General features: G+C 67.4%; 14 protein-coding genes and 1 riboswitch. Of the genes, 8 read left to right on the top strand and 6 right to left on the bottom strand.

All coding sequences use genetic code 11. The annotated features are described in order from the left end of the window. Positions 1-15: 15 nt before the first annotated feature. From ASD42_RS16650 to ASD42_RS16640, 3 genes are read right to left on the bottom strand one after another with little or no spacing between them, the layout of a single operon-like run. Positions 16-1,647, bottom strand: a complete 1,632-nt coding sequence (locus tag ASD42_RS16650) for an ABC transporter permease (protein WP_056817666.1) — start codon at positions 1,645-1,647, stop codon at positions 16-18. Then, positions 1,644-2,573, bottom strand: coding sequence for an ABC transporter ATP-binding protein (locus ASD42_RS16645; protein WP_056817665.1), 930 nt, complete (start codon positions 2,571-2,573; stop codon positions 1,644-1,646). The genes ASD42_RS16650 and ASD42_RS16645 overlap by 4 nt, the downstream gene beginning before the upstream one ends. 3 nt (positions 2,574-2,576) lie before the next feature. Next, positions 2,577-3,197 carry a TetR/AcrR family transcriptional regulator gene (locus tag ASD42_RS16640; RefSeq protein WP_056817664.1) on the bottom strand — a complete coding sequence of 207 codons (621 nt, stop codon included), beginning with the start codon at positions 3,195-3,197 and terminating at the stop codon, positions 2,577-2,579. Between the two features lie 101 nt (positions 3,198-3,298). Between ASD42_RS16640 and ASD42_RS16635 the strand changes: the two genes are divergently transcribed. Next, complete coding sequence (locus ASD42_RS16635; RefSeq protein WP_056817663.1) at positions 3,299-5,230, top strand: acyl-CoA dehydrogenase family protein; 1,932 nt, start codon at positions 3,299-3,301, stop codon at positions 5,228-5,230. Here the strand turns inward: ASD42_RS16635 and ASD42_RS16630 are convergent. The 3 genes from ASD42_RS16630 to ASD42_RS16620 form a co-directional block, all read right to left on the bottom strand. Further along, positions 5,227-5,823 (bottom strand): phosphatase PAP2 family protein, encoded by a 597-nt coding sequence (locus ASD42_RS16630; protein ID WP_063893661.1) that lies wholly within the window; start codon positions 5,821-5,823, stop codon positions 5,227-5,229. The genes ASD42_RS16635 and ASD42_RS16630 overlap by 4 nt on opposite strands. 32 nt (positions 5,824-5,855) lie before the next feature. Next, a complete protein-coding gene (locus tag ASD42_RS16625) occupies positions 5,856-6,734 on the bottom strand; it encodes a nuclease-related domain-containing protein (protein WP_235569615.1) in 879 nt (292 codons plus the stop codon). A gap of 96 nt (positions 6,735-6,830) precedes the next feature. Next, on the bottom strand, positions 6,831-8,228 hold the full coding sequence (locus ASD42_RS16620) for a DUF2252 domain-containing protein (RefSeq protein WP_056817660.1): 1,398 nt from the start codon (positions 8,226-8,228) through the stop codon (positions 6,831-6,833). 115 nt (positions 8,229-8,343) lie between these two features. On the opposite strand from ASD42_RS16620, the gene ASD42_RS16615 reads away from it, so the two are divergent. The 7 genes from ASD42_RS16615 to gcvP all read left to right on the top strand — a co-directional run bounded on the left by ASD42_RS16615 (position 8,344) and on the right by gcvP (position 15,444). Continuing rightward, on the top strand, positions 8,344-8,985 hold the full coding sequence (locus ASD42_RS16615) for a CDP-alcohol phosphatidyltransferase family protein (protein ID WP_056817659.1): 642 nt from the start codon (positions 8,344-8,346) through the stop codon (positions 8,983-8,985). 42 nt (positions 8,986-9,027) lie between these two features. Continuing rightward, positions 9,028-9,426, top strand: coding sequence for a glycine cleavage system protein GcvH (gene gcvH / locus ASD42_RS16610; protein ID WP_235569613.1), 399 nt, complete (start codon positions 9,028-9,030; stop codon positions 9,424-9,426). A gap of 177 nt (positions 9,427-9,603) precedes the next feature. Beyond that, the gene (gene odhI, locus ASD42_RS16605; protein WP_056817657.1) at positions 9,604-10,089 is read left to right on the top strand and encodes an oxoglutarate dehydrogenase inhibitor Odhl; all 486 of its coding nucleotides are present in this window, start codon (positions 9,604-9,606) and stop codon (positions 10,087-10,089) included. Between the two features lie 70 nt (positions 10,090-10,159). Further along, the gene (ftsR, locus tag ASD42_RS16600; protein WP_131816825.1) at positions 10,160-10,945 is read left to right on the top strand and encodes a transcriptional regulator FtsR; all 786 of its coding nucleotides are present in this window, start codon (positions 10,160-10,162) and stop codon (positions 10,943-10,945) included. A 159-nt stretch (positions 10,946-11,104) separates the two neighbouring features. Beyond that, on the top strand, positions 11,105-11,578 hold the full coding sequence (locus ASD42_RS16595; RefSeq protein WP_056817654.1) for a bifunctional nuclease family protein: 474 nt from the start codon (positions 11,105-11,107) through the stop codon (positions 11,576-11,578). 158 nt (positions 11,579-11,736) lie between these two features. After that, positions 11,737-12,294 (top strand): MerR family transcriptional regulator, encoded by a 558-nt coding sequence (locus tag ASD42_RS16590; RefSeq protein WP_131816826.1) that lies wholly within the window; start codon positions 11,737-11,739, stop codon positions 12,292-12,294. A gap of 75 nt (positions 12,295-12,369) precedes the next feature. Further along, positions 12,370-12,469, top strand: a riboswitch (glycine riboswitch). A 164-nt stretch (positions 12,470-12,633) separates the two neighbouring features. Continuing rightward, complete coding sequence (gene gcvP / locus ASD42_RS16585) at positions 12,634-15,444, top strand: aminomethyl-transferring glycine dehydrogenase (RefSeq protein ID WP_056817652.1); 2,811 nt, start codon at positions 12,634-12,636, stop codon at positions 15,442-15,444. Positions 15,445-15,627: the final 183 nt, after the last annotated feature.

The following is a 15,627-nucleotide window of genomic DNA, read 5'->3' as shown; positions in this document are numbered from 1 at the left end:
GGCCTCACCCCACCGTCAGCGTAGGTCCCGGCGGCGGAAGGCCATGAGCCCCACCAGGATTCCCGCTCCCGCGAGGGCGATCAGGTAAGCGATCGGCACGAGGTCGAACGCCGCGCCCGGCAGCTTGGGCGGGTGGATGAAGGGGACCAGATCGAGAATCCACTGCGGGAAGCTGCCGAGTGAGCCCAGCAGGAAGATCACGATCATCGCGCTCAGTACGCCCCAGGCGAGTGCCGCGTACTTGGGGAGGGCGCCGAACAACAGCATCGCGACGGCGGTGATCACCCAGACCGCGGGAAGCTGTACCGCGACCGCGCCCACGGATTCGCCGACTTTGCCGGGTAGGTCGCCATCGGTGGCGCCCCAGACGATTCCGATGGCCAGGCCCGCCGCCAGCAGGGCCACGGCGGGACCGCCGATCGCGAACAGCAGGTGGCTGGACGCGTAACGCACGCGCCCCACCGCGGCGGCCAGGACCGTCTCGGCGCGGCCCGAGTTCTCCTCCTCGTGCAACCGCAGCACAGCTGACACCGAGTAGGCGGCGGCCGCGGCGGCCAGCATGGTGACGGCGTAGGCGATGAACGACTTCTCCAGATCCGTCGACCCACCCAGCGAGGTGACCACATCCTGCAGGGTGCCGCTGTCGTCGAGCATGCCGCCGATACTGTTCACCGCACCACCGATGAGCAGGCCGTACAGGGCGAAACCGGTCGTCCAGGCGATCAGCGAACCGCGCTGCAATCGCCAGGCCAGACCCACCGGACCCGACAGCGCGGTGCCACCGACGGCCGGTCCGGGGCGCTCGGCCAGTAGGCCCGCGCCGATATCGCGGGTCCGCAGCAGTCGGTAGGCGAGCAGAGTGGCACCGGCGCCGAGAGCGGCCAACGGCACCAGTACCCACCAGCGTTCGTCGGCGAACGGGCGGATCTGCAGGCACCAACCCAGCGGCGAGAACCACGACAGCACACCGTTTCCCGCGTCGCCGACCGCACGCACCGCGAACGCCGCGCCCAAGGCGCCGAGCGCGATGCCACGGGCGAGCCGGGCGCCGGTGCTGACCTGCGCGGCGACAGCGGCCACCGCGCCCCAGACCACACCGGACGCGGCGAGCGCGGCGCCGAAGGCCACCGAGCCCGCGACCGGCAGATCGGTAGCCATCAGTGAAGCGGCGCAAGCGATTCCGGCGACGACCGACGCACCGTAGGTGAGCAGGAGCGCTCCGGTGAGGCCGGCGAACCGGCCGATGCTGGTGGCGCCGACCAGTTCCGCGCGCCCGGTCTCCTCCTCGACCCTGGTGTGGCGGATGACCGTGAGGACCGCGGCGATCGCGATCATCGCGTACATCGCTCCGGCCTTCCAGGTGCCGATGGAACCCAGTGCCGAGCTGAAAACCGGTCCGTACATGGCGACCAGGGCCGGACTCGCCGCCGTGGTCGCCGCGAAGTTGTCGAGCTGTTCACCCGTGGTGTAGATGTCCTTGATCGAGACGATCTGTAGTGCGGGCATCAACCCGATCAGCAGCGACCACAGCGGGGCGACCACCCGGTCGCGGCGCAGATACAGGCGCAGCATCTGACCGGTGCCGGCGAATTCGCCTGCGGTGCGCGAGGTTGCGGTGAAACGGGGGACCGCGGCGGTGGTGGTCATGCCCGCACCTTCTCCGCGGTCTCGGTGTTGTCGACGTGGTAGTGGCGCAGGAACAGATCCTCGAGCGTCGGCGGCGCACTGGTCAGACTGCGCACGCCCGCGTCACCGAGTACCCGGATCAGGGCGCCGAGGTGGTCGGCGTCGACCTGGCAGCGCAGCGTCGAACCGTCTTGTTCGACATCGCCGACGCCGGGCATCGCGCTCAGATCGCCGGGATCGCCGATCAGGTCCGCGGTGATGGCGGTGCGGCTCAGGTGACGAAGTTCGTTGAGCGAACCGGATTCGACGGTTCGGCCGGTCCGGATGATCGTGACCCGGTCACACAGGTGCTCGACCTCGGACAGGATGTGGCTCGACAGCAGTACCGTCGCACCACGGGCCGCGGCCTCGCGCACACAGTCCTGGAAGACCTGTTCCATGAGCGGGTCGAGACCCGAGGTCGGTTCGTCGAGGATCAACAGGTCCGCATTCGCCGAAAAGGCCGACACCAGTGCGACTTTCTGTCGGTTGCCCTTGGAGTAGGCACGCGCCTTCTTGGTCGGGTCCAGCTCGAAGCGTTCGATCAGCTCGCCCCGGCGTGTCCGGTCGAGGCCACCGCGCATGCGGGCGAGTAGATCGATCGTCTCGCCGCCAGACAATGACGGCCACAGGGTGACATCGCCTGGGACGTAAGCGATTCGGCGATGCAGGGCGACCGCATCGGTCCACGGGTCACGGCCGAAGACCGCGGCTCGGCCACCGGTCGCGCGCAGAACGCCGAGCAGGATTCGGATGGTGGTGGACTTGCCTGAGCCGTTGGGGCCGAGAAAACCGTGGATTTCGCCGGTGTCGACGTGGAGGTCGAGTCCGTCGAGCGCGGTGAAGCGGCCGAACGTCTTTCGCAGGTCCGCGACATCGATGACCCGGTCGTCGGTGGGGGAGGGCATCGTCTACTCCTCGAAAAGGGTGTCGAGCATGGTGGAATCGGTGAGCAATCCTTGGGTGTAGAGCTCGAGCGCCGGAAAGGTGATCTCGTCGGACAGCTCACGAATCGCCTTGCGGTAATCGAGTTTTCCTTCGCGCTGCATGCGCATCTGGAGATAGAGGTTCATCGCGCCGACATGGCAGAGCACGATGTAGCGAGCGCGGGCCGCGTGGTCGCGACTCGGCTTGGCCTTGCCCTCGTCGACGGCGGTCTGCATGTACTGCTCCGCGTCGGTGATCATGTGCTCGAGCAATGACTCCGACAGCGGGCCGCCTGCCTGGAAGCTGCGCAGGATGTAGGCCACCAAGGGTGCGTACATCTCGATCTCGGCCATCGCGTCCAAGATCCCCGCGGGACCGGGCGCCTGGATGGCGCGCAGCTTCTCGTCGCGGATGATCTCGAGCACACGATCGTCGCAGACCGCGCGCAGTCCGTCCTTGGACCCGAAGTGATGGTTCACCAGCCCGGGCGAGACCCCGGCTGCGGCGGCGATGGCCCGAACGCCGACGCCGAACCCCTGCTCACCGAACAATTCGATCGCGGCATCGCGAATCCTGGCGGCGGTGGTGAGATCGGCTGAACGCATGTTCAATATGTTAAACGCGTGTTCAATCCGTTGGCAAGACTTTCGCCCGAACCGAGTTTCGGGTCTGGGTGACACCTCGCGCGCGAGCTAATGTCGAAGTCATGGCTACCGGCACATCGACGACGGCAGAACATCTCCGCGCAGCGCTGGACGGACCGTGGCGCGCGGTCAGGGAACAGGCACGCACGCAGCTCGCCGGCGAGGAATTCACCGACAACCCCGAGCTCGACATCCACGCGGCCAGGGCGCGCGTGCTCGACCAGATGCGCGTCATCGCGACCATGGGCTACCCCGAGCGCGGCTTCCGGCCCGAGAACGGCGGCACCGGCGATCCCGGCGGCGCGGTCACCGGGCTGGAGATGCTGGCCTACACCGACCTGTCGCTGTGGGTGAAGTCCGGCGTGCAGTGGGGACTGTTCGGCGGCGCGGTGGAGAACCTGGGCACCGAACGGCATCGTGACTTCATCAAGCGTCTGATCTCGCTCGATCTGCTCGGCTGTTTCGCGATGACCGAGTCCGGGCACGGCAGCGACGTCGCCAACGTGGAGACCACGGCCACCTACGATCCGGCCACCCAGGAGTTCGTCGTCAACACCCCGACGCCGTCGGCGCGCAAGGACTACATCGGCGGCGCCGCGGTCCACGCGCGGATGGCCGCGGTGTTCGCCCAGCTGATCGTCGGCGGCGAGAGCAAGGGCGTGCACTGTCTGCTGGTGCCGATCCGCGACGAACTCGGCGCGGACCTGCCCGGCGTGACCACCTACGACGACGGCCTCAAGGGTGGTCTGCCCGGTGTCGACAACGGCCGGATCGTCTTCGACCAGGTGCGGATCCCGCGCGAGAACCTGCTCAACCGCTACGCCGACGTCTCCCCGGACGGCACCTACGATTCCGAGATCGAGAACCCGAGCCGGCGCTTCTTCACGACCCTCGGCACGCTGGTACGTGGCCGGGTCAGCGTCGGCGGCGCGGCCGCCGCTGGCACGCGGGTGGCACTGAGTATCGCCGTTCGGTACGCGCTGGCGCGCCGCCAGTTCGCCGATCCCGACACCGGCGACGAGACCCTGCTGATGGACTACCGCAGCCATCAACGCAGGCTGCTGCCCCTGGTCGCGAAGTCGTTCGCGCTGGCCTTCGCCCAGAACGACCTCGTTCGGCGGATGGATGAGATCCAGCGCGGGGAGAACACCGAACCGAGCTCACAGCGGGCGCTGGAGAAGCGCGCCGCCGGTCTGAAGGTCGCGCAGACCCGCCACGCCACCCGGGCCATTCAGGAATGTCGCGAAGCCTGCGGCGGTGCGGGATATCTCACCGAGAACCGCCTGGTGACGCTGAAGGCCGACACCGATGTGTTCACCACCTTCGAAGGCGACAATGTCGTCTTGACCCAGCTCGTGGCGAAGGAACTGCTCACGGCCTACTCCGACGAGGTCCGCGACCTCGACGCGCTCGGCTGGGTGCGCTTCGCCGCCACCATGGCCGGTGACGTGGTGCGTAAACGCTCCGGTGTGCGTCAGCTGATCCAGACCCTGCGCGACCGCAACGACGAGACCGTCGACGAGGGCGACCTGTCCAAGCGCGATGTCCAGCTGCAGCTGTTCGCCGACCGCGAGGACTACCTGCTGCGGACCGCCGCGCACCGGCTGCGCGCCCGTGCCACCGACACCGGACCGTTCGAGGCGTTCAATAATGCCCAGGACCACATCCTGGCCGCCGGCGCCGCGCACATCGATCGCCTCGTGCTGGAGGAGTTCGTCGACGGCATCGCCGAGATCGAGGACCCGGACGCGAAAGCCCTCGCCGAAACAGTGTGCGACCTCTATGTGTACGCCTCGCTGGAGGAGAACCTGGCCTGGTACATCATGCACCGATTCATGTCGGTGGAGCGGGCGAAGGCGGTGCGGCGCGGGGTGAACGAACTCGTCGATCGCCTGCGTCCCGACGCGCTGACCCTGGTGGAGGCGATGGGCGTGCCGGAGACGATGCTGCGCGCCGACATGCTGCACGACGCCAGCGTTTTCGATCGCCGTTAGGCGCTGCTTCGGTCCCGTAAGGCCTCGGAGAGCCAGCACAGCCCGATCGCCATCGCAGCCGCTGCCGCCGCCCCACCGAAAACATCGGTGGGGTGGTGGTAGCCCAACTCGGCCATGGCGGGGGTGATCGCGATCAGCGCGAGCACGGTCAGCGCCGCGACCAGGACACGGATTCGGCGGTCGGTCACCAGGCACGCGAAAGTGGTTGCGACAGCGACCATATGGACGGTGTGCCCGCTGGGGTAGGCGAGATGGTCGTCGAGTCGACGATCCCACAGCGGTTTCAGCAACCAGGTGTTGGCCGCCAACGCGATCTCGGGAACCGCCAGCATGGTCACCGCCTGCCACCACTGCCGACGCAGCGCGAACCAGGCGCACGCGGCCAGCAGCAGCGCTACGACGACCGGTGCGTTGCTCGGGGTGACGAGCGCCTGTGCGAGACCTGGGGAGACGGTGTCCTCGGACACCACGGCATCCAGCTCGCCCGCCCCACCGTTCGCGGGGAACGTCAACGGAATCGCGACGGTCAGTGTGGCACCGGCGCCGATCGCGGTGGCCCGGACAACGGTGGTGCTGCGAACACGGTCGATCACGTCACGCGACGACAGCCCCCGCCCCGCCCCGCTCAGGCGGGACCGTAGGTGAGCACTGCCGTGACCACGAACCACAGCACCCACACAATGGCCACGATCATGCCGAGGGCGAGGGTGATCCGCAGGAACGCCCGGCCGAAATCGAGATCGCCGCCGACCCGCGGATACAGCTTCCACGGGCTGTACCACGGCGCCACCATGCCCCGGGACTGCGCTTGGTGTTCGAGCTCGGCCTGTTCCTCGGCGTAGGCCTCCGCGGCCGCCTGGGTGGGCCCGCCGTGCCACAGCGTCACGTCGATCGGACCGAGGAAGCCTTCGTTGAGCAGATCCTGCGGCGCGGGCAGGAACGGCAGGATGCCCAGGCCGCGGAACGCGATGGCGACGTCGTTGGCGGTCCAGAGGTTGTGTTCCTTCTCGGCCAGCAACTCGAAGTACATCTCGAGTCGGTGCGGGTCGTCGGTGACGATCACATCGAAACTCGGGTCGCTCCAGCCCTGGTGCACGTCGATCTGGGCGCCGGGCATCGGCACGATCAGGCCGAGACCGTGCACCGCGCGCTGGCCGAGCCCGCGCGCGGCGAGATAGTCCTGCAGCGCGAAGGTGTGATCACGCGAACGCTCCAGCGGCGTGGACTTCTCCGCACCCGCGAACTGGGCGAGCTCACCGGAGACCATCCACGGACCGTTGAGCGGGATCTCCAGCACGCCGTCCTGCGGGGCGGTGAACGTCTCCGCCTCGATCACCACGCAACTGGTCGGAGTCCAGACCACCGCGTCGAACTGGTGCAGCCGATCCTGATGGAACAGGCTGCAGTTGATCGTGGCGACACCGTGCGGGCTCGACGGGTCCTTCCACGTGCGCAACCAGTCGATCAGCGCCGCCTCGGCATCGCTGCCTGCCGCATTCTGCACGCGCACGAGCATGGAGACCGCCCTTCGTTGGTCGTTGGCGCGGTGCTCGGCACACCTGTACTGCGCCGAGAACCGTTGGCGTACATCGTAGCTGGGTCAATCCTGTTCGGCGGCGATCGTGCCCGCGTCCACCGCGGCGACGAGTTCGGCGTGATCGGCCTCGGTGCGGTCGGCATAGCGCACCGCGAAGGCGGCTACCGATTCCTCGAACCGGTCGTCCTCGTCGTCGTCGGTTTCCAAGTAGCCTGCCAGCGCGCGCGGGTCCAGCGAGCGAGCATGCGCGCGGGCCAGCAACGCACCGGCGAGTCTTCCGTAGTCGTCGAGATCGTCGGCGGACAGGGCCGCCGGGTCGATACTGCCCTTGAGATTGCGGAACTGGCGCACGATGAACGGCAGCGATTCGTCGAGTTCGATGGTCGTCCAGCCGAGCAGGATATCGGTCTCCGACTGCACGGACCGCGCGCCGACCACGATCCGCTCGCCCTCGTGGCGGGGTGCGGTCGGGGGCAGGAACGGGGCGAGTGCGGACGCACGCGCCTGCTTGACCTGCAGCACCACTGCCTCACCATCGTTGCCGTGCAACAGCGCCACATAGCTGTGCAGGCCGACGCTGCCGGTCCCGACGATGCGGAAGGCGACATCGGAGACCGCGAATCGGGCCAGCAGATTGCGCCGGGACTCCCGGATGGTGCTCGCGTAGCTCTCCAGGCCATCGATCACCGCCTCCGACACCTGGGCATCGACCGCGGTCAGCACCGGCGGATCGCTGACGAAACGGTGCTTGCGGATGTCGGTCTCGTGATCGTCGAGGTGCTCGGTCCACTTCGCCACCACTTTGGCGCTGGTGTTCTTGCGAGCCTTCTTGGCGGCCTTCTTGAAGTCGTCGAGCAGGTCCTCGGCCTTGGCGCTGGTCAGGATCGACTCGTCGGCCAACACCGTCCACGACTGCATGAACGGCATGTCGGCCAATTCGGCGACGGTATGGCGGTAGGAGCGGGCTGCATCGCGCGCCGCGCGCAGGCACTCGTCCTCGTCGACACCGCTTTCTCGCCCGGCCAGCACGAGGCTCGCCGCCAGGCGTTCCAGATCCCACTCCCACGGGCCCATGACCGTCTCGTCGAAGTCGTTGATATCCATCACGATCTCGCCACGTTGGGTCCCGTAGAGGCCGAAGTTCGCGGCGTGGGCGTCACCACAGATCTGAGCGGCCAGCCCGCTGTCCGGTCCGGCGGCGAGGTCGGCGGCCATCAGTCCGGCGGCGCCGCGGAAGAAGGTGAACGGTGAGGCGATCATCCGGCCGATCCGCAGCGGAATCAGGCGCTCGATCCGCCCACGATTGCTGATATCGATGAACTCGCGCACCGTCGGCCGCTCTGGGCTCTCCGCGGCGCGGTCACGCTCGGTGACAGGGACCCGTTTCCTGGCAGCTCGACCACGCTCGCGGGCGTCCTCGGCGGAGACGTAGGAGCGCAGATCAATACCACTGTCGGACACGATTGCCCAGGCTAGCCGGTTGCGGCACGGTGAGCAGCGCCACGCTCGATACGCAGCGGAGTTGACGGCGTTTCGGCGTGGCCGGATGGCGCGAGCGGGGGTCGCTGCGGTAAGCATGGGCGTGGCAACCGAATCAGGAACGCCGGGCACGCACGACACCGAATCCGGTGGCGTGTTCAGCGACCGCATCCTGACCGTGCCGAATGCGTTGAGCGTCTTGCGGCTGATCGGCATCCCCGTCTTCCTGTGGCTGATGCTGGTTCGCCACGCCGACGGCTGGGCGTTCGCGTTGTTGATCGCCAGCGGCTTCACCGATTTCCTCGACGGCAAACTCGCCCGGCTGCTCGATCAGTCCTCGCGTCTGGGCGCGTTGCTCGACCCGCTCGTGGACCGGCTGTATCTGGTGACGACTCTGGTCGCGTTCGTCGCGCGAGGGCTGCTCCCGTGGTGGCTCGCGGTGATCTTGATCGCACGTGATCTGGTGCTCACCGCGACCCTTTCGGTGTACAAACGGCGCGAACTGCCCGCGCCGGAGGTGATCTACCTGGGGAAAGCGGCCACTTTCGCGCTGATGTCGGCACTGCCGTGGATGCTGACCGGGGAGATGGACTGGGCGGGGGCGAGTTTCGGGTGGGCCTTCGGGTGGGCACTACTGATCTGGGGTACGGCACTCTATGTCTGGACCGGGGTGCTCTACGCGGGGCTCGCGGTCGCGGTCGCGCGATCGATACCGCCTGTGCCGCACCGTGGCAGCTAGTCGATACTGTTGCGTGCAACATCGACGATGAAAGGACGTCCTGTGACCCGGACCCCTGAGGAACTGCGCTACACCGAAGAGCACGAATGGGTGCGGCGGACCAGCCCCACGGCGGTCCGTGTCGGCATCACCGATTACGCCCAGTCACAGCTGGGTGACGTCGTCTTCGTCCAACTGCCCGACGTCGACAAAGATGTGACCGTCGGTGACAGCATCGCCGAGGTCGAGTCGACCAAGAGCGTGTCCGACATCTACGCTCCGCTCAGCGGCAAAGTCGTTGCGGTGAACGAGGATCTGGTGCAATCACCGGAGACGCTCAACACCGATCCCTACGACGCGGGCTGGTTGTTCGAGCTCGCGTTCGACGACGAGGCAACCCTGGATTCCGCCCTCGGTGAACTGCTGGATGCAGCGGGTTACCAAGGAGTTATCGGGGGCTGACGCAGCCTTCACAGTTCTCCCTGCACGGGCACGCCCCGGCAGGGTACGGTCAAAGCCAAGCGGATACGTCGGGGAATCGACGCCGGGATCTTTTCCTGGCGATGTGATCGCGCCGGTCGTGTCGCCGAATACAGCACCTGCTTGCATGGATAATCAGGTTCGAGGAGGAGAGAAACGGTGAGCGAGAACAGGGACCCGGGTTACGGGGAAACCGCGGCCGAGACGACATCGGTCTTCCGCGCGGACTTCCTCAACGAGGTCGACGCGTCGCGCTCCGCAGAGCCGACCGGCGAACAGCCGGTTCAGGGCGTCGAGGGCCTGCCTGCCGGCGCGGCCCTCCTGGTGGTCAAGCGTGGCCCGAACGCGGGCTCGCGTTTCCTGCTGGATCAGCCGACCACGTCGGCCGGCCGCCATCCTGACAGTGACATCTTTCTCGATGACGTCACTGTCAGCCGTCGGCATGCCGAGTTCCGTCAGGACGACGATTCGTTTCAGGTCGTCGATGTGGGCAGCCTCAACGGCACCTACGTCAACCGGGAGCCGGTGGACTCCTCGGAGCTGCAGAACGGCGACGAGGTCCAGATCGGCAAGTTCCGGCTGGTCTTCCTGACCGGTCCGCGCGCGCAGGCGAACGAGTCGGCGTCGGGCGCGGGGTCGCGATGACCCCAACGGTACTGGTGCCCGCGAAGGGCACAGTGCTGTGACAGGGGCGGCGCAGTGGGCGCGCGGAGGAATGTCGATCGGCTCCGTACTCGACCTGCTGCGACCAGATTTTCCTGACATCACCATCTCCAAGATCCGGTTCCTCGAATCCGAGGGCCTGATCCGGCCGGAACGGACACCGTCGGGATACCGGCGGTTCTCGGTTTCCGACTACGAACGGCTGCGCTTCGTACTGACCGCGCAACGCGATCAGTACTTGCCGTTGAAGGTGATCAAGGAGCAGTTGGAAGCGATCGACAGTGGTGCGGCGACGTTGGGCGTGCGTGAAGCGCGCGCCCGCGCGCACTCCCACCACGGTTCCGCGGAGGCCGGGCACGGTATGTCCGGCTCCGCGCGCACCGACGAGGCGATGAGCACGGCGCCACCGCGCCGCCTCGGTATCGTCTCCGGTGAAATCTCGCCCGAGGAACTGCGCGTCGACGTCGCCGTGCGGCTCACCAGGGCCGATCTGCTCGCCAAAGCCGATATCGACGACCGTTTCCTCGATGATCTGCTGCGCGCGGGACTCATCGTCCCCGGCGCCGGTGGATTCTTCGAATCGGATGCGGTGACCCTGGCACACGCGGCCAAAGCCATGGCCGAATTCGGTCTGGAGGCCCGCCACCTGCGCGCCTTCAAGCTGGCCGCCGACCGCGAGGCCGCTCTGATCGCGCAGATCGCCGCGCCCATCGCCAAGAGTCGCGATGCCGACGCGCGCGCACGCGCGGAAGAGACCGTCCGCGAACTCGCGGCACTGTCGCTGAACTTGCACGCCGCACTGGTGAAAGCCGCGGTGCGCACAGCCCTCGGCGGCTGACACACCCGGCCGGGCGATCGGGTATCGCCCGGGCTACACACCGATTTCGGCTCGAACGTCTTCCTTGCGCGCCCCAGAATTCGCCTAGACTCGTTGATACGGCGAGCTGTGCAGCTGTCGTGCCGGCCGGCGGCCGAGTATGGGAGGCAGGACTTACTCATGAGCGAGATGCGTGTCATCGGCATCCGTGTCGAGCAGCCACAGAACCAGCCCGTGCTGCTGCTGCGGGAGGCATCAGGGGAGCGGTATCTGCCGATCTGGATCGGGCAGGCCGAGGCCACCGCGATCGTGCTCGAGCAGGAGGGGGTCACTCCGATCCGTCCGCTCACTCACGATCTGATCAAGATTTTGATCACCGATCTGGGACACACACTCAAGGAAGTGCGGATCGTCGATCTGCAGGAGGGCACCTTCTACGCCGACCTGGTCTTCGACGGCGACCTGCGGGTCTCGGCGCGGCCCTCGGATTCGGTGGCGATCGCCTTGCGCGTGGGGTGCCCGATCTACGCCGAGGAACCGGTCCTCGCCGAGGCGGGACTGGTGATGCCCGACGAACGCGAGGACGAGGTGGAGAAGTTCAAGGAGTTCCTGGAGTCGGTCTCGCCCGACGACTTCAAGGCGACCGACAGTTGATCACGATCTTCTAAACCTGAAGTAGAGGTCCAGGGAATCGCGGCGTTTGGTGCTTGGTGTGACAACACCGCAGGTCCGACAATGGCAGGAGTAACCTCGAAAGTCGGGCAACATCCGTCGTGACTCCGACCCGAGAACGTCGGCAGAAGGAGCGATCAGTGGAAGAACAAACGCAGGATGTCGTACAGCCTGGCTTGTTCCCGGACGACTCGGTTCCGGATGATCTGGTCGGCTACCGGGTGCCGAGCGCCTGCCAGGTCGCCGGTATCACCTACCGTCAGCTCGACTACTGGGCCCGTACCGGGTTGGTCGTGCCGTCGATCCGTGGTGCGGCGGGTTCGGGCAGCCAGCGGCTGTACTCGTTCAAGGACATCCTTGTCCTCAAGATCGTGAAGCGACTGCTGGACGCGGGCATCTCTTTACAGAACATCCGGATCGCCGTCGATCACCTGCGTAGCCGCGGCGTCGGCGATCTCGCCGGGATCACCCTGTTCTCCGACGGAACCTCGGTGTACGAGTGCACCTCGCCCGAGGAGGTAGTCGATTTACTGCAGGGCGGACAGGGCGTCTTCGGTATCGCCGTCGGTGGCGCCATGCGGGAGCTGACCGGCGCGATCGCGGACTTCCCGGCAGAACGAGCCACCGCCATCACCGACCGCCCCGAAGACGAACTGTCTTTTCGGCGCAAGGTGAGGGAGAACCGCAAGACAGGTTAGTGACCAGTACTACACCCCCGGCGTGCCCCTGGTGGCGCGACCGGGGGTTTGCTGCATCTAGAATCAGTGGTGCGTCGCCGCCGTGCGGGAGAGTCCTCGGTTCGCGAGAATCGGGGCGCCGAAGGAGCAGCACCTCCCCGTCAATCTCTCAGGCAACAGGGACCGCACGGTGATTCGACGCCTCTGGAAAGCGGTGGCATCCGGCTGCCCGCCCACGGGGAAAGGGGCACGGTCACCGATCTTCGGGGCCGGGTTACCGAATCTCTCAGGCGCACAGACAGAGGGGGAGGGCTGGTACCCGTCGACCACGAGGTCGACCCGCCCGACCTGGAGCTGCCCGTGACCCGTTCGTTCGCCGACCGCCACATCGGACCCGATTCCGACGAACTCGCCAGGATCCTCGCGACCATCGGCGTCGAGTCCGTCGACGCACTCGCGACCACGGCGCTGCCCGCCACGATCCTCGACGAATCCGGCCTCGGCGCGCTGCCCGCGCCCGCCTCCGAGCACGAGGTGCTCGACGAACTGGCCGCGCTGGCGGCGGCGAACACGGTCGCCACCTCGATGATCGGTCTCGGCTACTACGACACCCTCACCCCGCCGGTGCTGGTGCGCAATCTGCTCGAGAACCCCGCCTGGTACACCGCCTACACCCCGTACCAGCCCGAGATCAGCCAGGGCAGGCTCGAGGCGCTTCTCAACTTCCAGACCATGGTGTCGGATCTGACCGGCATGGACGTCGCGAACGCCTCCATGCTCGACGAGGCCACCGCCGCGGCCGAGGCGATGACGCTGCTGCGCCGCGCGGGCAAGTCGAAGTCGAACCGGCTGCTCGTCGACGCCGATCTGTTCCCGCAGACCAAGACCATCATCGGTACCAGGGCCGAGCCGCTCGGCATCGAGATCGTCGAGGCCGACCTGTCGACCGGGCAGCTGCCCGAGGGCGAGTTCTTCGGCGTGATCGTGCAGACGCCGGGTGCGTCGGGCCGCATCGTCGACTGGACGTCGCTGTTCGCCGCCGCCCACGAGCGCGGCGCACTGGTGGCAGCGGGCGCCGATCTGCTCGCCATGACGCTGACCACCCCGCCCGGTGAACAGGGCGCCGATGTCTGCTTCGGCACCACCCAGCGTTTCGGTGTGCCGATGGGCTTCGGTGGCCCGCACGCCGGTTACCTGGCCGTGCGCACCGCTTTCGCCCGCCAGTTGCCCGGCCGCCTGGTCGGGGTGTCCGTCGATGCCGACGGCGCGCTCGCCTACCGGCTGGCGCTGCAGACTCGTGAGCAGCACATCCGCCGGGAGAAGGCCACCTCCAACATCTGTACCGCCCAGGTGCTGCTGGCCATCGTCGCCGCGATGTACGCGAGCTACCACGGTGCCAACGGTCTGCGCGCCATCGCGCGCCGGGTGCACGAGCACGCCGCCGCCGTCGCGACCGGTCTCGGTGGGGCGCTGGTGCACGGCGCCTTCTTCGATACCGTGCTCGCCCAGGTGCCCGGCGGTGCGGAAGCCGTTGTCGCCAAGGCGAAGTCGAAGGGCATCAACCTGCGCCTCGTCGATGCCGACCATGTCGCCATCGCCTGCGACGAGGCCACCACCGACGCGCACGTCGCCGCCGTCGTCGAATCCTTCGGCACCGCACTGACTCCCGACGCGGGCACGGGCACCGAGCTCACCGCGATCGAGACGCGCACCTCGGATTACCTGACCCACCCGGCGTTCACCCGCCACCACACCGAGACCGCCATGCTGCGCTACCTGCGCGCGCTCTCGGACAAGGACATCGCCTTGGACCGCAGCATGATTCCGCTCGGTTCGTGCACCATGAAGCTCAACGCGACCGCGGAGATGGAGCCCATCACCTGGCCCGGCTTCGCTCGCCTGCACCCGTTCGCGCCGCTCGAGGATTCCCTGGGCATCCGCAAGCTGGTCGCCGACCTCGAGCAGTGGCTGGCCGAGATCACCGGCTACGACGCGGTGAGCCTGCAGCCCAACGCCGGTAGCCAGGGCGAGTACGCGGGCCTGCTCGCGATTCGCCGCTACCACCTCGATCGCGGCGACGACCACCGCGACACCTGCCTCATCCCGTCGAGCGCGCACGGCACCAACGCGGCCTCGGCGGCTATGGTCGGCATGCGCGTCGAGGTGGTGAAGTGCCGCGCGAACGGTGACGTCGATCTCGACGATCTGCGCGCCAAGATCGCCGACCACGCCGACCGGCTGGCCTGCATCATGATCACCTACCCGTCCACCCACGGCGTCTACGAGCACGAGGTCGCCGAGTTGTGCGCGCTCGTGCACGACGCGGGCGGCCAGGTGTACGTCGACGGCGCGAACCTCAATGCCCTTGTCGGCCTTGCCCGCCCGGGCCGGTTCGGCGGCGACGTGAGCCACCTGAACCTGCACAAGACCTTCTGCATCCCGCACGGCGGCGGCGGTCCCGGCGTCGGCCCGGTCGCGGTGGGTGCGCACTTGGCGCAGTACCTTCCCGGTGACCCGCTCGAAGCCGGTTCGCACGCGGTGTCGGCGGCCAACTACGGCTCCGCCTCGATCCTGCCGATCACCTGGGCCTACATCCGGATGATGGGCGCCGAGGGCCTGCGTGCGGCGACCCTGACCGCGATCGCGTCGGCCAACTACATCGCCCGCCGCCTCGACGCCTACTTCCCGGTGCTCTACACCGGCGAGAACGGTATGGTCGCCCACGAGTGCATCCTCGATCTGCGCGAGATCACCAAGCAGACCGGCGTCACCGTCGACGACGTGGCGAAGCGGCTGGCCGACTACGGTTTCCACGCGCCGACGATGAGTTTCCCGGTCGCGGGCACCTTGATGGTGGAACCCACCGAGAGCGAGAACCTCGAAGAGATCGACGAGTTCATCGCCGCCATGATCGCCATTCGTGGCGAGATCGACCAGGTGGGCGCCGGCGTGTGGCCGGTGACCGACAACCCGCTGCGCGGCGCGCCCCATACCGCGGCCAGCCTGGTCGCCGAGTGGGACCATCCCTACAGCCGTGAGACCGCGGTGTATCCGCGTGGAATCGGCCATGCCCGCCCGAAGGTGTGGCCGTCTGTGCGGCGCATCGACGGTGCGTTCGGTGACCGCAATCTGGTGTGTTCGTGCCCGCCGCTGGACGCGTACGAAGACTGACCTGTCCCTGACAACGGGCCCCGCCGATCCAGTCGGCGGGGCCCGTTGTCGTTGGTGTGGGTTTTTGCGGGCCATGCGAGATTGCAGTCGCGGCAGAGTTGCCGAAAGTGAATTCTCATCGGCCGAACTCTCGGCGTGTTACATACTGGGTGCCTTGTTTCCGACTCTTCCGGGAATGTCCAG

Source organism: Nocardia sp. Root136 (assembly GCF_001427185.1).
Taxonomy (GTDB): domain Bacteria; phylum Actinomycetota; class Actinomycetes; order Mycobacteriales; family Mycobacteriaceae; genus Nocardia; species Nocardia salmonicida.
Note: the sequence above shows the minus strand (reverse complement) of the source record. Positions and strands in the feature narration are given on the sequence as shown.